This is a genomic window from Bradyrhizobium canariense (assembly GCF_900105125.1).
GTDB classification, from domain to species: domain Bacteria; phylum Pseudomonadota; class Alphaproteobacteria; order Rhizobiales; family Xanthobacteraceae; genus Bradyrhizobium; species Bradyrhizobium canariense_A.
The window spans coordinates 6,202,145-6,222,388 of the sequence record NZ_LT629750.1; the positions used below are offsets into that span (position 1 = coordinate 6,202,145).

The 20,244-nt window shown below is 62.0% G+C and carries 17 protein-coding genes; 13 read left to right on the forward strand and 4 right to left on the reverse strand.

Features of this window, described 5'->3' with window-relative positions; translation table 11 throughout:
• Positions 1-71: 71 nt before the first annotated feature.
• Complete coding sequence (gene tolB / locus BLV09_RS29375) at positions 72-1,403, forward strand: Tol-Pal system beta propeller repeat protein TolB (protein ID WP_100387439.1); 1,332 nt, start codon at positions 72-74, stop codon at positions 1,401-1,403.
• A 44-nt stretch (positions 1,404-1,447) separates the two neighbouring features.
• Here tolB and BLV09_RS29380 read toward each other — a convergent pair whose 3' ends face one another.
• Positions 1,448-2,431, reverse strand: coding sequence for a fatty acid desaturase family protein (locus BLV09_RS29380; RefSeq protein WP_100385657.1), 984 nt, complete (start codon positions 2,429-2,431; stop codon positions 1,448-1,450).
• A 475-nt stretch (positions 2,432-2,906) separates the two neighbouring features.
• Here BLV09_RS29380 and BLV09_RS29385 point away from each other — a divergent pair, with 475 nt between their 5' ends.
• The 7 genes from BLV09_RS29385 (at position 2,907) to BLV09_RS29415 (ending at position 12,874) form a co-directional block, all read left to right on the forward strand.
• Positions 2,907-5,237 (forward strand): putative bifunctional diguanylate cyclase/phosphodiesterase, encoded by a 2,331-nt coding sequence (locus tag BLV09_RS29385; protein WP_100385659.1) that lies wholly within the window; start codon positions 2,907-2,909, stop codon positions 5,235-5,237.
• A gap of 179 nt (positions 5,238-5,416) precedes the next feature.
• Entirely contained in the window at positions 5,417-6,157 is a 741-nt protein-coding gene (locus BLV09_RS29390; protein WP_167558912.1) for an N-acyl amino acid synthase FeeM domain-containing protein, read from the forward strand.
• Between the two features lie 323 nt (positions 6,158-6,480).
• On the forward strand, positions 6,481-6,972 hold the full coding sequence (gene pal, locus BLV09_RS29395; RefSeq protein WP_146689889.1) for a peptidoglycan-associated lipoprotein Pal: 492 nt from the start codon (positions 6,481-6,483) through the stop codon (positions 6,970-6,972).
• Positions 6,973-7,137: 165 nt separating this feature from the next.
• Positions 7,138-8,160, forward strand: a complete 1,023-nt coding sequence (gene ybgF, locus BLV09_RS29400) for a tol-pal system protein YbgF (protein ID WP_146689890.1) — start codon at positions 7,138-7,140, stop codon at positions 8,158-8,160.
• 68 nt (positions 8,161-8,228) lie between these two features.
• Positions 8,229-9,296: a tRNA lysidine(34) synthetase TilS gene (tilS, locus tag BLV09_RS29405; RefSeq protein ID WP_146689891.1), complete on the forward strand. Its 1,068-nt coding sequence runs from the start codon at positions 8,229-8,231 to the stop codon at positions 9,294-9,296.
• A gap of 245 nt (positions 9,297-9,541) precedes the next feature.
• Positions 9,542-11,464, forward strand: coding sequence for an ATP-dependent zinc metalloprotease FtsH (ftsH, locus tag BLV09_RS29410; protein WP_100385663.1), 1,923 nt, complete (start codon positions 9,542-9,544; stop codon positions 11,462-11,464).
• A 204-nt stretch (positions 11,465-11,668) separates the two neighbouring features.
• Positions 11,669-12,874, forward strand: a complete 1,206-nt coding sequence (locus BLV09_RS29415) for an ABC transporter substrate-binding protein (RefSeq protein ID WP_146689892.1) — start codon at positions 11,669-11,671, stop codon at positions 12,872-12,874.
• A 121-nt stretch (positions 12,875-12,995) separates the two neighbouring features.
• On the opposite strand, the gene BLV09_RS29420 is transcribed toward BLV09_RS29415, so the two are convergent.
• Positions 12,996-14,009 carry a TRAP transporter substrate-binding protein gene (locus BLV09_RS29420; RefSeq protein WP_146689893.1) on the reverse strand — a complete coding sequence of 338 codons (1,014 nt, stop codon included), beginning with the start codon at positions 14,007-14,009 and terminating at the stop codon, positions 12,996-12,998.
• Between the two features lie 193 nt (positions 14,010-14,202).
• Here BLV09_RS29420 and BLV09_RS29425 point away from each other — a divergent pair, with 193 nt between their 5' ends.
• From BLV09_RS29425 to BLV09_RS29435, 3 genes are all read left to right on the forward strand, one after another.
• Entirely contained in the window at positions 14,203-15,426 is a 1,224-nt protein-coding gene (locus BLV09_RS29425) for a glycosyltransferase family 87 protein (protein ID WP_146689894.1), read from the forward strand.
• Between the two features lie 274 nt (positions 15,427-15,700).
• Complete coding sequence (locus tag BLV09_RS29430; RefSeq protein WP_100385667.1) at positions 15,701-16,375, forward strand: TetR/AcrR family transcriptional regulator; 675 nt, start codon at positions 15,701-15,703, stop codon at positions 16,373-16,375.
• A 102-nt stretch (positions 16,376-16,477) separates the two neighbouring features.
• Positions 16,478-16,903: an OsmC family protein gene (locus tag BLV09_RS29435; protein WP_100385668.1), complete on the forward strand. Its 426-nt coding sequence runs from the start codon at positions 16,478-16,480 to the stop codon at positions 16,901-16,903.
• Between the two features lie 127 nt (positions 16,904-17,030).
• Here BLV09_RS29435 and pyk read toward each other — a convergent pair whose 3' ends face one another.
• On the reverse strand, positions 17,031-18,467 hold the full coding sequence (gene pyk / locus BLV09_RS29440; protein ID WP_100385669.1) for a pyruvate kinase: 1,437 nt from the start codon (positions 18,465-18,467) through the stop codon (positions 17,031-17,033).
• Positions 18,464-19,096, reverse strand: a complete 633-nt coding sequence (locus BLV09_RS29445; protein ID WP_100385670.1) for a DUF1036 domain-containing protein — start codon at positions 19,094-19,096, stop codon at positions 18,464-18,466. Before BLV09_RS29445 ends, pyk begins: the two co-directional genes overlap by 4 nt.
• Before the next feature lie 185 nt (positions 19,097-19,281).
• Between BLV09_RS29445 and BLV09_RS29450 the strand changes: the two genes are divergently transcribed.
• Positions 19,282-19,584, forward strand: coding sequence for a DUF1244 domain-containing protein (locus BLV09_RS29450; RefSeq protein WP_146689895.1), 303 nt, complete (start codon positions 19,282-19,284; stop codon positions 19,582-19,584).
• Between the two features lie 279 nt (positions 19,585-19,863).
• Positions 19,864-20,136, forward strand: a complete 273-nt coding sequence (locus BLV09_RS29455; RefSeq protein ID WP_100385672.1) for a DUF2312 domain-containing protein — start codon at positions 19,864-19,866, stop codon at positions 20,134-20,136.
• The last annotated feature ends 108 nt before the right edge of the window (positions 20,137-20,244 follow it).

A 20,244-nucleotide genomic window follows, 5' to 3' on the forward strand; every position in this document is an offset into this window, starting at 1 on the left:
CGCCCGTCGGCGGCGCGGAAACGTGAAACGAAGCTCGTGAGCAGATGACCCACAAAGATGGATTGCGTAAGATGATGTTCCGCCCGAGCCGACGACAGATCATTTCAGGAATGGCCTCGCTGGGCGTGCTGGCAGGCAGCGGCGCCCGCAACGCCTTCGCCCAGAAGCGCATCATCGTGCCCGAAGGCGAATTCCAGCCGTTGCCGATCGCGATTCCGAACTTCGTGGCGGGAACGCCATCGGACGGCGATGTCGGCGCCAATGTCACGCAGGTCATCACCAACAATCTCAAGCGCAGCGGGCTGTTTGTGCCGATCGATCAGGCCGCTTTCATCGAGCGGATCACCAACATCGACACCGCACCGCAATTCCAGAACTGGAAAACCATCAACGCGCAGGCGCTGGTGACTGGCCGGATGACCCGCCAGGGCGACGGACGTCTGAAAGCGGAATTCCGCCTGTGGGACGTGGCCACCGGCCAGCAGCTCACTGGCCAGCAATATTTCACCTCGCCGGAATACTGGCGCCGCATCGCCCATATCATTTCCGACCAGATCTATGAGCGGCTGACCGGCGAGAAAGGCTATTTCGACACCCGCATCGTGTTCGTCGATGAAACCGGATCCGCGCAGCATCGGGTCAAGCGGCTGGCGCTGATGGATCAGGACGGCGCCAACGTTCGCTATTTGACGCGCGGCAGCGACCTCGTGCTGACGCCCCGGTTCTCTCCGTCGACCCAGGAAATCACCTATATGGAATTCGGCCAAGGCGATCCGCGGGTCTATCTGCTCAATATCGAGACCGGGCAGCGCGAGATCGTCGGCAATTTTCCCGGCATGTCGTTCTCGCCGCGATTTTCGCCGGACGGCCAGCGCGTCATCATGAGCCTGCAGCAGGGCGGCAATTCGAATCTGTTCGTGCTGGATCTGCGTTCGAAAGCGACCACGCGGCTGACCGATACGCCGGCGATCGACACCTCGCCGTCTTATGCGCCGGACGGCACGCGCCTGTGTTTCGAATCCGATCGCGGCGGCAAGCCGCAGATCTATATCATGCCGGCGACCGGCGGCCCCGCGCAGCGCATCTCGTTCGGTGACGGCACCTATTCGACTCCGGTCTGGTCGCCGCGCGGCGACTACATCGCCTTCACCAAACAGGGCGGTGGACAGTTTGCCATCGGCATCATGAAGCCCGACGGATCGGGTGAACGCATCCTCACGTCCGGTTTCCACAACGAAGGACCGACCTTTGCGCCGAATGGCCGCGTCGTGATGTTCTTCCGCGATCCCGGCGGCGAGGAGGGACCCTCGCTATTCACCATCGACATTTCCGGACGCACCGAACAACGGGTCCCAACCCCGAGCTTCGCGTCCGATCCGGCATGGTCGCCGCTGCTGTCGTAGCGCCGCCGATCGACAAAACGCTTCGCTGATCGACCGGGGCGGGCTTATGTCGTGGAGCCCGCTACCTCGGTATGAGGAGCCGCCGCGCAATCCCGCACCAGCCCGCTGAAATAGCCATATGTCACGTGGGCGATTTTCGGATAGGGATCTCGCGCCATCAACAGTCGATGAAGTTCCGCGAGCCGGAAGCAAGGTACGCCGGGGAACAGATGGTGTTCGAGATGGTAGTTCAGCCCCCAGGGGGCGATCAGCCAGCGCTCCCAGAACGGCGCCACAACGGTACGGCTTTCGGTCAACACGTTCTCGTGCTCCACCGCGTAATGCTCAGCGACGCTGCGGATATATCGAATGGCTAAAAACACCGTCATCAGCGGGACGATCCAGTAAAGCAGAATGAGCTTCCAGAACCCCAATACGATCGATGCAACCAAAAGCGCCGCAAAGAAGAACAGTCGCGCACGGGCCACGGCGGCTGCGATGTCGCGCGTCTCCTTGTTGTTGTGAAATCCTGTTACCGCGGTGATGCTCTTGAGGCCCGATAGATACTTCATGGTGCGCAACAGCACGCTGCCGGGCGCCGCCGGAAATTCATACTCCTTCAGCCCGAGATTTCGTCGCCAGTCGGGATCATTTTCGCTGTTCAACTCGCGATGATGCGCGAAGTGCGTGTTGCGATAGCCCGCCATCGAGGCCGATGTTGGCAGCGCTATGATCTCTCCGACGAAGTCGTTGAGCTGTCGATTGGCATAGCCGCGATAATGAGCGGCATCGTGCATGAGCGCCCCCAGCCCGTTAATCCGCGAGCCGATGACGATGACGGCGAGCGCGTATATTAATGGATTCCACCAGGTCTCGCTGATCCAGACCGCGGCAGCGATAAGGCTGAACTCAAGCACCGCGGCCGCGGTAAATTTCACGCTGTCGATTTGCGAGAGGTTGCGAATTTCTTCCTTTGAAAGAAGGCGCGGAATGTCCCGCAGACAGGAATCGCCCAATTTTGCTGAGCGAGCCACAACCGCATCTGTCATCGGTACTCTCCTGAACGCAACCTTACTTAACGGATAGCTATCGTTTATCGAGCGATTTACCAAGGCATGTTAACCCGAAATTAAGGTCAAATCTTAATCCGTGGTTAAGATTGGCGCCCGGCGACGGCGGATCTGCAGCGAAAGCGCGTGGAAATGTTCCTTGGTGACCCGCCTTGGCAGCGCGGAATACTCGCCGTTCGCCGCCACATCAGGGACCCCGCGAACGGCGCGTTCGAGCGCCGGTTCGCGCGTCCTGCCCGCCGGGATGGCTGCGGTTGTCACAACACCGGCAATGTCCGTCCGGTGGTGACCGAGAACTCATCTTGTTATCGGCAAAGTTTGCCTACCGCACTGATTTACCAAACAGAATTTCGTCTTGCGTTGTGAAAGACAACGTCCTGCTAACGATGTTCCCTCAGAAAGACTTCATATGCGACGGGTAAAAGTACGAGCCTGAAAAGGACGTTCATCGCTAATGCAGCTTGCAAGCCGATCCAGAGACCCCGATCAGGAGATGTCACCGTCGATTTCTGCGGGGCTGGTGGATTCGCTGTTCATGAATCCCGCGCCGATGATCTTCGGCGCGTGCGGCCCCGCGATTGCCGGCGCCGTGATCGCAGCGGTCACTGGCGATGTCGTGATGTGGCTATGCGTGCCGCTGTTCGTGCTCGTGGGCCTGGCGCGTGCATGGCAGATGTACCGTTACAAACAGCGAAATTCTCCGCTGACCAGCATCGAAGCGGTGATTTGGGAAAAGCGATACCGGATCGGTGCGATCGCCTACGGGACGGCGCTCGGTATTTGGTCCCTCGCGGTATTGCTGCGGACCAACGATGCCGCCGCCCACATGCTCTGCACCACGACGGTGGTCGCCTATACGTCGGGAGGCGTTGGACGAACATTCGGCCGGCCTCGAATTTTCCAGTTGCAGGTTCTTCTGGCCTGCGGACCCTTGATCGCCGCGCTGATGTTTGTCGGCGGATCTTATCACCTCGCCCTCGCTCTGCTGAGCTTCGTTTTCTTCATCGCTATCCGGCAGCTGACATCCAGTCTCCAGCGCATCTATCTGAACGCCTGGACCGCGCGCGAGCGGGAGGCGGCGCTCGCCGGCCAGTTTGACACGGCGCTGAACAACATGCCGCACGGGCTGTGCATGTTCCGCGCTGACGGCCGTCTTGCGGTCATGAATCATCGTTTCAGCGAAATGATGGATCTGTCGGACGATCTGGTGCAGCACGGCGCGAGCGCGCCCGACATCATCGCGGCCTGCGTCAAGGCCGGTTCGATCACGGAAGCAAGCGGCAACATGATTCTCGCGGAAATCGAGAACACCCAGACGCGGGACATGATTACCGCCGATCCCGACGCCAACCGGGGACGCTCGCTGTCGTGGACGTTTCAGCCGATGGCCGGCGGCGGCGCTGTCGTGCTGCTCGAGGATATTACCGAGCGGCGCAATGCCGAGGCCAGGATCAGCCATCTGGCGCGCTATGACGAACTGACCGCGTTGCCTAACCGGCTGAATTTCCGCGACGAGATCGGGCGTCTTCTCGCCATTCAGCAAGACGGCGCACAATTGTCGGCGCTGCTGTTTGTCGATCTCGACCAATTCAAGCAGGTTAATGACACGCTGGGGCATCCCTGCGGCGACGAGCTGTTGTGCGCCGTGGCTGAACGCCTGCGCGGCATGCTGCGCCCTGAAGATTTTGTCGCGCGCTTCGGCGGCGACGAATTCGTGGTGTTTCAGCAGAACATTACATCGTCCGAAGATGCCGCAATTCTGGCACGACGCATCGTCGACCGCCTGAGCGAGCGATACAAGATCGACAATCATCTGGTCGAGATCGGCGCCAGCGTCGGCATCGCCCTGACGTCCAGCGGCGTCAATGCGGACACGCTGTTGAAGAATGCGGACATGGCGCTCTATCGCGCCAAGGCCGATGGCCGCGGCACCTTCTGTTTCTTCCGCGACGAGATGGCGCAAACCGTCGAGTCCCGTCGCATTCTTGAGCTTGACCTGCGCAAGGCGCTGGCGAACGAGGAATTCGAGCTGTTCTATCAGCCGCTGGTCAATCTGAAATCCGGCCGGATATCGACCTGCGAAGCGTTGCTGCGCTGGAATCATCCGCTGCGCGGCACGGTTTCGCCGATCGATATCATCCCGGTCGCCGAGGACATGGGCCTCATTATCGATCTCGGCCGATGGATTCTGCGCAAGGCCTGCATGGAATGCATGAGATGGCCGGAAGGCGTCAGCGTCGCGGTCAATTTCTCGCCGCAGCAATTCCATCAGCGCGACGTGCTCAGCGAGGTTCGTTATGCGCTCGAGGTTTCAGGTCTCCCCGCGCACCGTCTCGAAATCGAGATCACCGAATCCTCGCTGCTGCGCAATACGCAACTGACCCATGACGTGCTGTCGCAGTTGAGCGCGATCGGCGTGCGGATATCGCTGGACGATTTCGGCACCGGCTATTCGAGCCTGAGCTATCTGCATAACTTCCCGCTGCAGAAGGTGAAGATCGACCGCTCGTTCCTGGAGGGGATCGATACCGATCGGCCGCTGACATTGTTGCGCGGCGTGGCGCGGCTTTCCGCCGATCTCGGCATGTCGGTCGTGGTCGAGGGCATCGAGACCAACGAGCAGCTCGAGCTGATCAGTGTCGACGGCACGGTCACCGAGGCGCAGGGCTACCTTTTCAGCCGGCCGGTTCCGTCGGTGCGGGTCCGGCAACTCCTGAACGCCTCGCATGGCCGCCATTTGCCCGACGAGCCCGTGCTCACGGTTCACTCACGCTCGATCGCCTAAACTTCCCTGACGTAACATTGCTCGTCTCAGCGCCACCTCGACGCAAGATTGTTCCAGCGTCCATGGCGACATTTTTAGCGGTTGGATTAACCCTAACGCGGTGATGCCTTTGCGCCTTCGTTAAGAAGGTGTTAACGTCTTGTCACGCGTTGAGGTTGTTTGTGCTCGAGGAGTATCGTGTGGGATCGGTGGCCGAAGTATCTCCAGTAACCACTCCCCGGATCTCGGATCCCCTGGATCAAGTAGATTATCGTCTGGCCCGGACCCGCGAAGAAAAGGAAGAGATCTATAACCTTCGCTACCGGGCCTATCTGCGCGAGGGCGCAATCCGCTCCTCGGCCGATCAGCGCGTGACCGACGATTTTGACGACGCCCCGAACGCGTGGACATTCGGCGTTTATTTTCACGGCGAGCTTTACAGCTCCATCAGGGTGAACGTGTTGACGCCGACATGGCGGACGTCGCCCTCGCTTGCGGTGTTTGGTGACATTCTTCAGCCCAAGTTGGATCAGGGGCTGGTTTTCATCGATTCAACGCGCTTCGTTGCTGACCCCGACAAGGTGAAAAACTTTCCCGAGCTTCCGTACGTGACGGCCCGGCTGGGTTCGACTGCCGGCGTCCATTTCAATGCCGACTACGGACTGGCGCCCGTTCGTGCCGAGCATCAGGCGTTTTATCGCCGGGTGTTTTTGCAGGAGACCTGGTGCGAGCCGCGCCTGTACCCGGGTCTCTTGAAGCCGGTCGGCTTGATGGCTGCGCATTATCCCACGGTGCGTGAGAAGGTGTTGGCCCGTTATCCATTTCTGCGTTCAAGCGCTTTCGAGCGGCGGATGCTGTTCCAGCGCGACGGCGAGCTTCCTTCGTCACCCGAGGCCGGCGTGACCTCGTTCGATCGCGCCTCGATCGTTCCCAATTCCTGACTAAAAGCTGGTCCGGCCACCCCCACCCAGGCGCTAGCCTTGGGAACGGGTAGCCTTGGAAACAGGTTCCCACTGACGAAGATGGCTTCGCGGGAACAATTGGAATCTGAGTTTTTCCGAAAACACCGTGCTGTTGCCGCGCTGCAACTTGCCTCCACCCTCGCGCCACATTTACAACCCATTAACCATCGCGGTCGCTATTCGCCGTTTGGGGGCATTTGACCGGCCTTGGCAACACCCCGTCAAGGTTGACGGAACGTTCGCTTAACCAACCCCCTGTAGACCGGATGACAGTTGAAAAACGCGAGCGTGGAGGCTCCGGAATGAAATCTCAGATGCGAATCCTCCAGGGATTGAAGCTGGCCGCGGTGCTGGCGGTGGCGCTGTCGATGGGCGCCTGCGCCAACAAGAACCTTGGCGCCGATGGCGCAATGGCAAGCGCGGCAACCCCGGGCAGCCAGCAGGACTTCGTGGTCAATGTCGGCGACCGCGTGTTCTTCGAGAGCGACCAGACCGATTTGAGCCCGCAGGCGATCGCGACCCTGGAAAAGCAGGCGCAATGGCTGCAGGCCTATCCGCGCTATTCATTTACCATCGAGGGCCATGCGGACGAGCGTGGCACCCGTGAATACAACATCGCGCTCGGGGCGCGCCGTGCCCAGTCGGTTCGGACCTTCCTGGCATCGCGCGGCATTGACGCCGGCCGCATGCGGACGATCTCCTACGGCAAGGAACGCCCGGTCGCGGTCTGCAATGACATCTCGTGCTGGTCGCAGAATCGTCGCGCCGTCACGGTGCTGAACGCCAGCTCTTAAGGGCGCGCTTGAGCTATCAGATTACATGGCCGGCGCCCTCGGGCGCCGGTTTTGTTTTTAGTGACTGGATTCAAGCACATGTTTGTATCAGTCACATTTTTGGCGTACTCCCTCACTCAATGTACGTCGCTTCCGATGTCAGGCTGATTTCGTCGTCAGGGCAAAATGTCATCCAGATTTCATAGAGTTACTTGGGCCGCAGCATTCTTCGGAATGCTGGCGCTTGGTTCGTTGGCGGTTTCTTCGCAAGCCCTGGCGCAATCCGACGACGGCGACCCGGAGATGCGAATCCAGCAGCTTGAGAATCAGCTACGGCAGCTCACCGGACAGAATGAGGAGCTGCAACATCAGAACCAGCAGCTCCAGGATCGTTTGAGGATGCTCCAGGGCGGCGCGCAAGCCGGCCCCGCAGGTCAATCTCCGGTCGCCCAGCCCGGCGTGGCTGCGCTGCCCCCGCCGCAGCCGAACCCGAACTATGGGCAGCCCGCGCCTCAGCCGGGTTATGGCCAGCAGCAGATTGCTGCCCCGGCGCCGATCTATCAGGAGGAAGCCCCAGTTCAGGGCCGTCGCCGCGGCGATGCCTTCGATCCCAGCCAGAATCCCAATGCTCCCGGCTCCCCGCGCGCGCTTGGCGGCGGCCAGATGCCGCTGGCGAACGAGGCGCCTGTCGGCGCGCCCGGCGGGCGCAGCCCGGGTGAGCCGCTCAATCTCGGATATCCCGGTGCGAACACCGGTGGCGCCCTGCCACCGTCAGGTGGTCCCAGCCCCGGCGCGGGTAGCGGACTGACCACCTTGCCGCCCTCGGCGACACCGCGTGACGAGTTCGATCTCGGCATCGGCTACATGGAGCGCAAGGATTACGCGCTCGCGGAACAGACCATGCGCAACTTCGCGCAAAAATATCCCAGCGATCCGATGGTCGCGGATTCGCAATACTGGCTGGGCGAGAGCCTGTTCCAGCGCCAGCAATATCGCGATGCTGCCGAAGCGTTCCTCGCGGTGACCACCAAATTCGACAAATCGGCCAAGGCCCCGGATGCGTTGCTGCGGCTGGGACAGTCGCTGGCGGCTCTGAAAGAGAAAGAGGCCGCCTGCGCTGCTTTTGGCGAGGTCACGCGGAAATATCCCCGCGCCTCGAACGGTGTCAAAACCGCCGTGGATCGGGAGCAGAAGCGGACCAAGTGCTGAGTGCCGGAGGCGGCTTCATATGACGCTGGGCTGGGGCGCATCTCGGCATAAATAGGCTGGGTTATGCCATGCCCGACGACGACCATTCGGTGATCTCGGCGAGGGATGCAAAACGTCTGTTCGCGGACTGGAAAGACGTGCCGGCGATCGTGCTTGCGGTTTCCGGCGGTCCCGATTCCATCGCGCTGATGTGGCTTGCGGCGCGCTGGCGCAGGAATCTGGCGCGCGGGCCGCGTCTCATCGCGGTCACCGTCGATCATGGTTTGCGTGCGGAGGCCGCGCGCGAGGCGCGCGACGTCAAGCGGCTGGCGCGGGCGCTCGATCTGCCGCATCGGACGGTGCGCTGGAACGGCGCCAAACCAAAGACCGGGTTGCCGGCGGCGGCGCGGGCCGCGCGATACCAATTGCTGGCGCAGGCGGCGCGGACGTCAGGCGCGACCCATATTCTCACCGCGCATACCCGCGACGATCAGGCCGAGACGCTGTTGATGCGCATGTTGCGCGGCAGCGGCATCGCCGGTCTTGCGGCGATGGCCCGGCAATCCGAGCGGGACGGCGTACTTCTCGCGCGTCCGTTTCTGCATATTTCCAAATCGCAACTCGTGGCTACGCTTAACAGGGCAAAGATCGGCTTCGCCGACGATCCGACCAATCGCGACATGAATTTCACCCGGCCAAGGCTGCGCGCCTTGCTGCCGGCGCTCGCGGCCGAGGGCGGCGATGCCCGCAATCTGGCGCGGCTGGCCTCACGACTCGCGCGGGCCAATGCGGCGGTAGAAGTTCTGGCCGATGGCGCCGAGCGTTATCTCGCATTGAGGGAGCGTGAAGCCTCACGTCCCGGCTTTGACGCCGGGATCGCCGGCTTCAAGGTCTTTGACTTCGAGGCTTTTGCCGCTGTCCCGGAGGAAGTCCGCGTCCGCTTGTTGCAACGTGCGATCGATCGTTTCGGCCCTGAGGGGCCGGCGGAACTTGGCAAGGTCGAAGCGTTGCTGTCGGCACTGGATCGGGCTAGCGCGACAACAACCGGAGGGAAGCGGCCAAAGCTGAAGCAGACGCTGGCCGGCGCCTTGATCAGCCTGGTCGACGGTCGAATCCGCATCGAGCAGGCACCACCCCGCCGCCGGCGGGGAGACTGAATCCGGGTCGTCGTTGCCCGATACCGGCTCGGAGCCTTAACCACCCTGGAAAACACCGGTCTCAACGCCATTATTTGAACGGGAACAGCGCTAAAATGCGCTAAATAGTCCTGCATGGTTCCCTTGGCAGCGACCGGGGCGACACCTAGATTGTAGAGCAGTCGACCAGGGGATTCCCTTGTGGCTATCCAAGGTTACTGCCAAGGACATAAGGCCGCGATCCGCGCGACCACGAAGGAAGATCGATGAACGCCAATCTGCGCAATTTCGCCCTCTGGGTTATTATTGTCTTGCTGTTGTTGGCCCTGTTCACGCTCTTCCAGAATCCTGGGCAGCGCACGTCTTCGCAGGACATCTCGTTCTCGCAGCTTCTGACCGAAGTCGATCAGGGACATGTTCGCGACGTCGTGATCCAGGGGCCGGAAATCCACGGTACCTTCACCAACGGCTCGAGCTTCCAGACCTATGCGCCGAGCGATCCGTCGCTGGTGACGCGCCTCTATAACGGCAAGGTGCAGATCACCGCGAAGCCGCCGGGCGACAACGTGCCGTGGTTCGTGTCGCTGCTCGTCTCATGGTTGCCGTTCATCGCGCTGATCGGCGTGTGGATTTTCCTGTCGCGCCAGATGCAGGGCGGCGCCGGCAAGGCGATGGGCTTTGGCAAATCGCGCGCCAAGATGCTGACCGAGGCGCATGGCCGGGTGACGTTCGAGGACGTCGCCGGCGTCGACGAGGCCAAGCAGGATCTGCAGGAGATCGTCGAATTCCTGCGCGATCCCGGAAAATTCCAGCGCCTCGGCGGACGCATTCCGCGCGGCGTGCTGCTGGTCGGCCCTCCCGGTACCGGCAAGACGCTGATCGCGCGCGCGGTGGCCGGTGAAGCCAATGTGCCGTTTTTCACGATCTCGGGTTCCGACTTCGTCGAGATGTTCGTCGGCGTCGGCGCGAGCCGTGTCCGCGACATGTTCGAGCAGGCCAAGAAGAATGCGCCCTGCATCATCTTCATCGACGAAATCGACGCGGTCGGCCGCCATCGCGGCGCCGGCCTCGGCGGCGGCAATGATGAGCGTGAGCAGACGCTGAACCAGTTGCTGGTCGAGATGGACGGCTTCGAGGCCAATGAAGGCGTGATCCTGATCGCGGCGACCAACCGGCCCGACGTGCTCGATCCCGCGCTGCTGCGCCCCGGCCGCTTCGACCGCCAGGTGGTGGTGCCGAATCCGGATGTCGTCGGCCGCGAACAGATCCTCAAGGTTCACGTCCGCAAGGTGCCCTTAGCGCCGGATATCAATCTCAAGACCATCGCCCGCGGCACGCCCGGTTTCTCCGGCGCGGACCTGATGAATCTCGTCAACGAAGCGGCGCTGACGGCGGCGCGGCGCAACAAGCGCATGGTGACGCAGGCCGAATTCGAAGAGGCCAAGGACAAGGTCATGATGGGCGCGGAGCGCAAATCGCTGGTCATGACCGAAGAAGAGAAGATGCTGACCGCCTATCACGAAGGCGGCCACGCCATCGTCGGTCTCAATGTCGTTGCGACCGATCCGATCCATAAGGCGACGATCATCCCGCGCGGCCGTGCGCTCGGCATGGTGATGCAGTTGCCGGAACGCGACAAGCTGTCGATGTCGCTGGAGCAGATGACCTCGCGTCTCGCCATCATGATGGGCGGCCGTGTCGCGGAAGAGCTGATCTTCGGCCGCGAGAAGGTTACCTCAGGCGCTGCCTCGGATATCGAGCAGGCGACAAGACTGGCGCGGATGATGGTGACGCGCTGGGGCCTGTCCGAGGAACTCGGCACCGTGTCCTACGGCGAGAACCAGGACGAAGTGTTCCTGGGCATGTCGGTCTCGCGCACACAAAATGCCTCGGAGGCAACCGTCCAGAAGATCGACTCCGAGATCAGGCGGCTGGTCGAAGAGGGTTATAACGAGGCGACCAAGATCCTCACCGAGAAGCGCGCCGACCTCGAGGCGCTGGCCAAGGGCCTGCTCGAATTCGAGACGCTGACCGGCGACGAGATCATCGATCTGCTCAAGGGCAAGAAGCCGAGCCGTGAGTCGGTGCTTGAGCCGAGCACGCCGCGTACCTCGGCGGTGCCACCGGCCGGCAAGCCGCGGCCGCGTCCCGATCCCGACCCGGGGCTGGAGCCGCAGCCGCAGGCATAAGTGAGCTTTCATTGGATTTGAAAACGCGGCGGAAACGCCGCGTTTTTTTGTGGCGCGTCCAGTGAATTGCTTCCGCCTCGTCATGTTTATGGTTGGCGCGGATCTGCGCCTCATGGCATGTATCCGATCACAGCAAGAGCGCGGGCAGAACCGCGCCGGGCGCGGCCACCGCTGCGCGTGACCAAAACAGGGGAGGGGACGTCGATGCGTTTCGTCACGAGACCTGCCGTCGTCTGCGCGCTGGCCGTGCTGACATGGCCCGCGGCATCTCGGTCCGCCGAGATGCGCGGCGTCACATCAACCGAAATCAAGATCGGCCAGACCATGCCTTATAGCGGGCCGGTCTCGGCGTTCGGTGCGCTCGGCAAGGGCGAGGTCGGCTATTTCAAGATGATCAACGAGCGCGGCGGCATCAACGGCCGCAAGGTCAATTTGATCTCGCTCGATGACAGCTACGCGCCGCCGAAGACCGTGGAGCAGACCCGACGGCTGGTGGAGAGCGATGAAGTTGCGCTGATCTTCTCCCCGATCGGCACCGCGCACAACACCGCGATCGCGAAATATCTGCAGGGCAAGAACATCCCGCAACTATTCATCGGCTCCGGTGCGTCGAAATTCGCCGACCTCGCGCAATACCCGCAGGCCACGCTGGGCGTGCAGGGGCCGTTCCGTTACGAGGCACGGCTCTACGCGCGCTATGCGCTGGCGAAAAATCCGGACGCCAAATTCGCCGTGATTTCGCAGAACGACGATTTCGGACGTGATTATCTGGCGGGCCTGAAGGACGTGCTCGGCGACAAATACGATTCCCTCGTCACCGCCGCGACCTATGAAATATCGGATCCGACTATCGACTCCCAGATCGTCAAGCTGAAAGCATCCGGCGCCGATGTGTTCATGATCGCGGCGACACCCAAATTCGCCGCCCAGTCGATCCGCAAGGCCTATGAGATCGGCTGGCGGCCGATGATTTTTCTGTCCAACGTCGCGGTGTGGATCTCCACGGTGATGCAGCCCGCGGGGCTGGAAGCCGGCGTCGGCATTCTTTCCACCGCCTATGTCAAGGATCCCGACGATCCCGCCTGGAAGGACGATCCGGGCGTGAAGGAATGGCGGGAGTTCATGACCAGATACGTTCCGGACGCCGACCTGCACGACACCAATTACGTCAATGCCTACAACAGCGCGATGGCGCTTGAAGCCGTGCTCAAGGCCTGTGGCGACGATCTCTCCACCGAGAACATTCTCAAGCAGGCTTACGCCATTAGGGATCTGCAACTGCCGATGCTGCTGCCGGGTATCAAGATCAACACCAGCCCGACCGATCACGTTCCGGTCGACCAGATGCAGTTTATGCGCTTCAATGGCAAGAACTGGGATCGTTTTGGCGAGCTGCAGACCGGGAATTGAATTTATGCACTGTCATTCCGGGACGACGCAAAGCGGCGAACCTCAGATGTGCAATTGCACATCGGGGAATCTCGAGATTCCGGCTCTCGCGCTGCGCGCGATGCCGGAATAACGGCAGCTGTCAGCCCAGCTTGCCGACCTCGGTCTCCATCAGCGCCCAGCATTTCGTGCCGAGCTTTTCCTTCCAGATCGCATACACGCCGGGAAGTTTTGCGCGGAAAGCTGCCTGATCGACTTCGTTGAACACCAGCCCGCGCTTGACGAAATCGTCGCGCAGCTTCGCATTCAGCGCCGCCTGATCCTGGCGTTGCCGGCGGACATATTTGGTGAAATTGCGCTCGATCACGTCCTTGATATCCGGCGGCAGCGACTTCCAGACTGTGAGGTTGGCCATCGCGTTGAAGCCGGACCACATGTGATTGGTCATGTTGACATACTTCACCAGTTCGTAGAGCTTGAAACCCTCCAGGATCGCCAGCGGATTTTCCTGCGCGTCGACCTTGCCGGTTTTCAGCGCATCGTAAATCTGGTTGGCGGATGTCGTCACCGGCTGGGCGCCGAACGCGCCAAACGTGTCGATCATCATCTGCCCGGGTGGCACCCTGATTTTCATGCCGGCGAAATCCTCGGGCGTCGTGACCGCGCGCGGGATCGCCGCGACCTGCCGCATGCCGTTGTCGAAGCCAGCAACCGGAAACAGATACATGCCCTTGGCCGCCATCTCCTCGCCGATATAGGTACCGAGCGGACCGTCGATCGTCTTGTGGGCTTCGGCTGCTGACTTGAACGCGAACGGCAATTGCTGCGCTTCGGCTGCCGGCACCACCGTGCCGATGATGCCGCCCATCAAGGTGAAGAACTGGATCTCGCCTGCGATCAGCATCTTCAGCGCATCGGGATCGCCGCCCGGCAGCTTGTTGTTCTCGGCATAAACCGTGGTCTCGACCCGGCCATTGGTCTCGGCGCGCACAGCCTCCCACATCGCGGTGAGGTTCTTGTGCAGCGTTCCGCTCGCGGCCTGATTGTGATATTGCGAAAACCTGTATTCGGCCGCGAGCGTCGGCCTGACGATCAGCGCCGATCCCACCACCGCCGCGCCCGACAGTACCGACCGCCGTGTCCAGCCCTTGAGCATCGCGTCCTCCCGATTCCGCCTCGTCGCGGGCGGTCATCAATTTGCGGCCGGACTGTCGTCGAAATCAGGTCCTTTCGCCACGAAAATCACAGCGCGAGGAGACCAAAGCTTAAGATTTCCTCAAGCCTATCGGCCTTAATGATGGAAGAGGCGCGTTGTCTGAGCCGCTTGTGGCACGCGCAAAGGATTCCGCATGGCCACGACCGCGTCTGCCCCGACGGTTTCTGCTGTTCACGGCACGATTCCTGCGGTGCTGCTCAATACATGCTTCGTGCTGTTCGTCATCAATACGGTATTCTTCCCCTCGGCATTCTTCGCCCATGGGTGGATTTTTGACGAAAACGGCCTCGGCATCCCGACCGATTTCGTCAACGTCTGGGCGGCCGGAAAGCTGGTGCTCGAGGGCCATCCCGCCTTGGCCTATGATTGGGGTATCGAGAAACAGGTTCAGGTCGCGGTGCTCGGCCAGAGCTATGACGGCAACTTCGCCTGGCACTATCCGCCGCCGTTTTTGTTCGTCGCAGCCGTGCTGGCGCATTTTCCTTACGCGGTCGCCTTCATCGGCTGGGCCGCGACAAGTCTTGTGCCCTATCTTGCGGTGATGCGCGCGATCGTGGGACGGCCGTTCGGCTGGCTGCTCGCGGCGGCGTTTCCGGTGGTGCTTACCAACACGCTGGTTGGGCAGAATGGTTTCCTCACGGCGTCGCTGATCGGTGGCGTGCTTTATCTGATGCCGGTGCGGCCGGTGCTGTCAGGCATCTGCCTCGGGCTGCTGAGCTACAAGCCGCAATACGGGCTGTTGTTTCCCCTGGTGCTGATCGCGGCCTCGCAGTGGACGGTGTTCTTTACCGCCGGCGTCGTTGCGGCCACGATGGCACTGGTGTCGTGGCTCGCCTTCGGCACCGAAACCTGGCAGGCGTTCTTTCACTGGATCCCGATGTTCTCGCAAGCCTTCCTCACCGAAGGCCGCGCCCCCTGGGGCAAGATGCAAAGTATTTTCGCGCTGGTTCGATATTTCGGCGGCACCGAACAGTTGGCGTGGATATTCCAGTGGATCATGAGCGGCACGGTTGCGGTGCTGTTGGCGCTGATGTGGCGCAGCCGTATCAGCTATCCGCTGAAGGCCGCGGCGCTCGCGGCGGGCACGCTGCTGATCACGCCCTATCTGTTTCTCTACGACCTCATGGTGCTGGCGATCGCGGTGGCGTTCCTGGTCCGGATCGGACTCAATCAGGGCTTCCGGCGGTTTGAATTGCCGGCCCTCGGACTGGCGGCAGCGCTTCTGATGTTTTATCCGCTGGTCGGCGCCCCGACCGGCTTTGCGGCGACGCTCATCGTCGCGGGATTGATCGCGGGCCGCTGCGGGCTGTGGCGCGCCAGTGCGGCATTGCAGCCTCGCCACGCCACATCAGCCTGACCGACGGAAAGTCCCGCGCAGTAGTTTCCTGAAGGGCCATGCGGCTGATGCCTTGATCGCGCGGGTCTGGCCCGGCAAGGCGATTTCGCTTCCATTTTGCGGGTATCGAGGCCCGTCCTGCAAATCTGTCTGCAGCGGCCGCAAATCATCTTGTCATTCGTCCTGAATAGTTGTTCACTTCTTCGTAGCGGTTTGTTCTAAATCGCCAAAATCAAGACGGTGCTGCACGGCCGGATCCAGACGGCCTGGTGCGCGCAGGGACGAGAAGCGCTTCATGGTCTATCGGCGAACCCATCAGGTGGTAAAGCGTCTCGCGGCGAGGCGCAGCGCCATTCTGGCGGCCGCGCGGCACGCTGCGGCGGACGGGGGCATGGCGGCGGTGCAGATCGCGCCGGTCGCGGTCCGGGCCAATGTCGCCGCCGGCACGGTCTACCGCTACTTTCCTTCCAAGGCGGATCTGATTTCCGAACTGATCGCCGATGTCTCGCGCGATGAGCTGGCCGCGATCCGCCGCGCCGCGGATGCAGCCCCCGGACCGTCATCGGCGCTGGCGGCGGCCGTCACCACGGTCGCCGTGCACGTGCTGTCGCAGCGCAAGCTCGCATGGGGCATCCTGGCCGAGCCTGTCGATGTCGATGTAACCGCGTCGCGGCTGGCGAGCCGCCGCGAGATCGCCGGCGAGATCGCGACGCGGATCGAGGCCGCGGTCCGCGCCGGCCATCTTCCGGCGCAGGACACCGCACTGGCCGCGACCGCGCTGCTTGGCGCGCTGCATGAAGCGCTGGTGGGGCCATTGGCGCCGGACAATATGGAAGATCCTGCCAAATTGCGCGACGCGGTCCAGACCGTCACGCTACTGGCCTTGCGCGCCGTCGGCGTGATGGATGCCCGCGCCCGCGGCCTCGTGGTGCAGGCGGTGCTGCCGGCAAAAGCACTGGTCGGCGCCTAACAGAGCCGATCGTCGCGACATCGGTTTGCCGCAACCGTCCGGTTAGGATGGGGCAGTCCGCCGTGCAACCGGCGACCCAACCAGCGATGCAAGGAGCGACATATGCCAACGACATCAGGATCCGCCAAATGGCAGGGCGGTATCAAGGACGGCAAGGGCGCGATCTCGACCAAGAGCGGCGCGCTGAACGATTACCCCTATGGCTTCGCCAGCCGCTTCGAAGGCAAGCCGGGCTCGAATCCGGAAGAATTGATCGGCGCGGCGCATGCCGCCTGTTTCACCATGGCGCTGTCGCTGATATTAGGCGAAGCCAAGCTCACGGCCGAGCATATGGAGACCAAGGCGGACGTCACGCTCGAGAAGGTCGGCGATGGCTTTGCCATCACCTCGGTGCACCTGACATTGACCGCGAAGATTCCGGGCGCGGACAAGGCGAAATTCGACGAGCTGACCGCTATGGCCAAGGCCGGCTGTCCGGTGTCGAAAGTGCTCAACACCAAGATCACGCTGGACGCAACGCTCGTTTAGTTGCGGTCATTGCGGGATGGTGCGTTAGCCACCGGGCCTCGGATGCGCGATGCACATCGGGGAGTCCAAAAGTGGCTGAGCGAGATTCCGGGTTCGCGTCTTCGACGCGCCCCGGAATGACGTGCCGTCACATATCCGCGTCGCTCTCCGGGCCGACATAGGCGATGCGCACCATGTTGGTCGTGCCGGGCGTGCCAAGCGGCACGCCGGCGACGATGATGACGCGCTGTCCGGCTCGGGCAAAACCATCCCGGAACGCAATCGAGCCGGCACGGTTGACCATGTCGTCCTGATCCTGGGCGTCCTCCGCAACCACGCAGTGCACGCCCCAGACCACCGACAATTTGCGTCCGGTGACGAGATTGGGCGTGATCGCCACCACCGGCGGCTTCGGCCGTTCGCGCGCGACGCGCAACGCGGTCGATCCTGAATCGGTCCAGCAGATGATCGCGGACAGATCGAGCGTTTCGGCAATCTGCCGCGCGGCATCGGCGATGGCGTCGCCGACGGTCGGCTCCGGCTCGGCGCGTTGCGCATTCAGCACGCCGCGATAGGTCGGGTCGCGCTCCACTTCCTCGCCGATGCGATTCATCGTCGACACCGCTTCGACAGGAAATTTTCCGGCAGCGGACTCTGCCGACAGCATGATCGCGTCGGCGCCTTCATAGACGGCGGTCGCGACGTCGGAGACCTCGGCGCGCGTCGGCACCGGGCTCTGGATCATCGATTCCAGCATCTGGGTTGCGACCACCACCGGCTTGCCGGCGCGCCGCGCCAGCCGCGTCATCTGCTTCTGCAGGCTTGGCACCCGCTCCAGCGGCAGTTCGACGCCGAGATCTCCGCGCGCCACCATCAATGCGTCGGAGGCCTCCAGGATTTCGGGAAGCCGATCGATCGCCTGCGGCTTTTCGATCTTGGACATCACGGCGGCGCGGCCGCGGATCAGTTTCTTGGCCTCGATGACGTCTTCGGCGCGCTGCACAAAGGACAGCGCGATCCAGTCGACGCCGGTGACCAGCGCCGCTTCAAGGTCCGCGCGATCCTTCGGCGTCATCGCGGATACCGGCAGGTCGGTGTCGGGCAGGCTGACGCCCTTGCGGTCCGACATCCTGCCGCCGATCACGACACGGGTGACGGCGCGATCGGGTGACGTTTCCTCGACGATCAGGCGTACCTTGCCGTCGTCGAGCAGCAGCGCATGCCCCGGCTTGAGGGCCGCGAGAATCTCCGGATGCGGAAGCTGGACGCGGGTGTTGTCGCCGGGCGCCTTATCGGAATCCAGCACGAAGCTTTCGCCGTTCTTGAGCTGGATCGCGCCTTCGGCGAACGAGCCCACACGCAGCTTCGGCCCCTGAAGATCGACCAGAATACCGATCGGGCGGCCGTAGCTGCTCTCGACGTTGCGAATGGTCTTGACCAGCTCGCGCATCTTGTCGTGCGAGGTGTGGCTCATATTGATGCGGAACACATCGGCGCCGGCTTCGAACAGCCGCCGGATCATGGCGCTGTCGGACGATGCCGGGCCAAGGGTTGCGAGAATTTTGATACGACGCAGACGTCTCATGGCTTGCTTCCGGGCGTAACGGCTGGCGGCGGACCAGACGCGCCCGGAGGCGTTCCGCCCGGCGCATTGGGCAGGCCGGGTGTTCCACCCTGCGGATTGGTGACGCCCGGGATCCCACCGGGTGCATTCGGATCGACCGTTCCCGGCATCCCCGGCACCCGTTGCGCGGGCTGCTGTTCACTGGATTCGGTCAGCTGCACGGTCCAGGCGCGCTGTTCGCCGGTGTCGACCTCGAAGAAGCCGGTGCGGTCGAAGCCGCGCGCCAGGCAATTATCAGTGCCCTTGATGGTGAATTCCTTGTCGCGCGAGCACATGAAGGCCTGTCCCGACCATTCACCGCCGCGGTCATAATCGAGCGCGTAAATGTAGTAATAGCGCGCGATCAGCGTGCCTTTCAGCAGGGTCTCGCAGCTGCGCGAAGACACGTTCCACCAACCCTCGGTGGTCCATCCCTCGGCATCCTTGTAGCCCAACGCCACACCTACCCGGCTGGAGGTGTTGTTGCAGAGACGAAAGTCGGCCGCGGCCGAACTGTTCCACAAACAGCTGATCGCCAGCGCCAGCCCGGGTATCAAACCGGCGGTCACACGAACGGATGGAGGGGTCTGTTGGGGAGTTTCAGCAACCATTGAGCGAAGCTATATCAGTTCTTTGACGATTTCGCGTGAGCCGGCAGGCACTGTCAACGGTCGGATGGCAATCGTCGGCCAGAATTCCGCCTGTTGGAACCCTGTTTGCGCCGCGATATGGCAAAATCTGTGACAGCGCCCACTTAATATCCAGTATCCTTTACGTGAAACGGCGAGATAACGATATGGCGATTGATGACAAAACCAGAACAGAACTTGAAGCTGCGGTTTTCCGGCGTCTCGTCGAGCATCTGCGATCGCGCAATGACGTCCAGAACATCGACCTGATGAATCTGGCGGGCTTCTGCCGCAACTGCCTGTCCAACTGGCTCAAGGAGGAAGCCGACGCCAAAGGCGCCGAGCTGAGCAAGGACGAGAGCCGCGAAGCGGTCTACGGCATGCCCTATGAAACCTGGAAGTCAAAGTTTCAGGGCACCGCCAGTCCCGAACAGTTGGCGGAGATGAACAAGATCCCAAGCGGGCACTGACCCGACTTTTTTCGTTATTGTGAGGCGCCAAGCGACGAAGCAGTCGAGGCTCGATCGTGGCTCTGGATTGCATCGCGGCGCCGGTCATCAGATGCATGTCGGCGCCTGATTCACAATGGCGGCGTCAAGTCGCTTTCTTTCTCCTGTGGGCGCGCTGTGGATGAACGCGATGTTTCCTTGACGTAAGCCGTCCCAAACTTGAGGGTCATTTCCAGATCTGGGTGCGCGCAAGGCGTGCACGTCCATCCCTCACCCATCAGTTCACTTCAGGAGTATCCGATGGCCACCTCTGCTGCCGCCGTCACGGAAGAGCCCGCGACAAAGTTCGCAAAGGACCAGCTCAAGTCCATCATCGAACGCATCGAGCGGCTGGAAGAAGAAAAGAAGACGATCTCGGACGACATCCGCGACGTCTATGCGGAGAGCAAAGGCAACGGCTTCGACGTCAAGGCGCTGCGTGCCATCGTGCGGCTGCGCAAGCAGGATCCCAATGAGCGGGCCGAAGCCGAGACGATCCTGGAGACGTATATGCAGGCGTTGGGAATGATCTGAGACGTTAGTTTCGTAAATCTCGTCTCTCGTCGTCCCGGCCAAGCGCAACGGCGCACCGGGATTTATCACCACCGTCGCTGAACGGAATCGCGGGCGAGCGTCGAGCCA

What these genes read in the sequence shown, in the direction of transcription:
- tolB (WP_100387439.1), top strand. Translation starts at nt 72, where the DNA reads ATGATGTTCCGCCCGAGCCGACGACAGATCATTTCAGGAATGGCCTCG.
- BLV09_RS29380 (WP_100385657.1), bottom strand. Translation starts at nt 2,431, where the DNA reads ATGACAGATGCGGTTGTGGCTCGCTCAGCAAAATTGGGCGATTCCTGT.
- BLV09_RS29385 (WP_100385659.1), top strand. Translation starts at nt 2,907, where the DNA reads ATGCAGCTTGCAAGCCGATCCAGAGACCCCGATCAGGAGATGTCACCG.
- pal (WP_146689889.1), top strand. Translation starts at nt 6,481, where the DNA reads ATGAAATCTCAGATGCGAATCCTCCAGGGATTGAAGCTGGCCGCGGTG.
- ybgF (WP_146689890.1), top strand. Translation starts at nt 7,138, where the DNA reads ATGTCATCCAGATTTCATAGAGTTACTTGGGCCGCAGCATTCTTCGGA.
- tilS (WP_146689891.1), top strand. Translation starts at nt 8,229, where the DNA reads ATGCCCGACGACGACCATTCGGTGATCTCGGCGAGGGATGCAAAACGT.
- ftsH (WP_100385663.1), top strand. Translation starts at nt 9,542, where the DNA reads ATGAACGCCAATCTGCGCAATTTCGCCCTCTGGGTTATTATTGTCTTG.
- BLV09_RS29415 (WP_146689892.1), top strand. Translation starts at nt 11,669, where the DNA reads ATGCGTTTCGTCACGAGACCTGCCGTCGTCTGCGCGCTGGCCGTGCTG.
- BLV09_RS29420 (WP_146689893.1), bottom strand. Translation starts at nt 14,009, where the DNA reads ATGCTCAAGGGCTGGACACGGCGGTCGGTACTGTCGGGCGCGGCGGTG.
- BLV09_RS29425 (WP_146689894.1), top strand. Translation starts at nt 14,203, where the DNA reads ATGGCCACGACCGCGTCTGCCCCGACGGTTTCTGCTGTTCACGGCACG.
- BLV09_RS29430 (WP_100385667.1), top strand. Translation starts at nt 15,701, where the DNA reads ATGGTCTATCGGCGAACCCATCAGGTGGTAAAGCGTCTCGCGGCGAGG.
- BLV09_RS29435 (WP_100385668.1), top strand. Translation starts at nt 16,478, where the DNA reads ATGCCAACGACATCAGGATCCGCCAAATGGCAGGGCGGTATCAAGGAC.
- pyk (WP_100385669.1), bottom strand. Translation starts at nt 18,467, where the DNA reads ATGAGACGTCTGCGTCGTATCAAAATTCTCGCAACCCTTGGCCCGGCA.
- BLV09_RS29445 (WP_100385670.1), bottom strand. Translation starts at nt 19,096, where the DNA reads ATGGTTGCTGAAACTCCCCAACAGACCCCTCCATCCGTTCGTGTGACC.
- BLV09_RS29450 (WP_146689895.1), top strand. Translation starts at nt 19,282, where the DNA reads ATGGCGATTGATGACAAAACCAGAACAGAACTTGAAGCTGCGGTTTTC.
- BLV09_RS29455 (WP_100385672.1), top strand. Translation starts at nt 19,864, where the DNA reads ATGGCCACCTCTGCTGCCGCCGTCACGGAAGAGCCCGCGACAAAGTTC.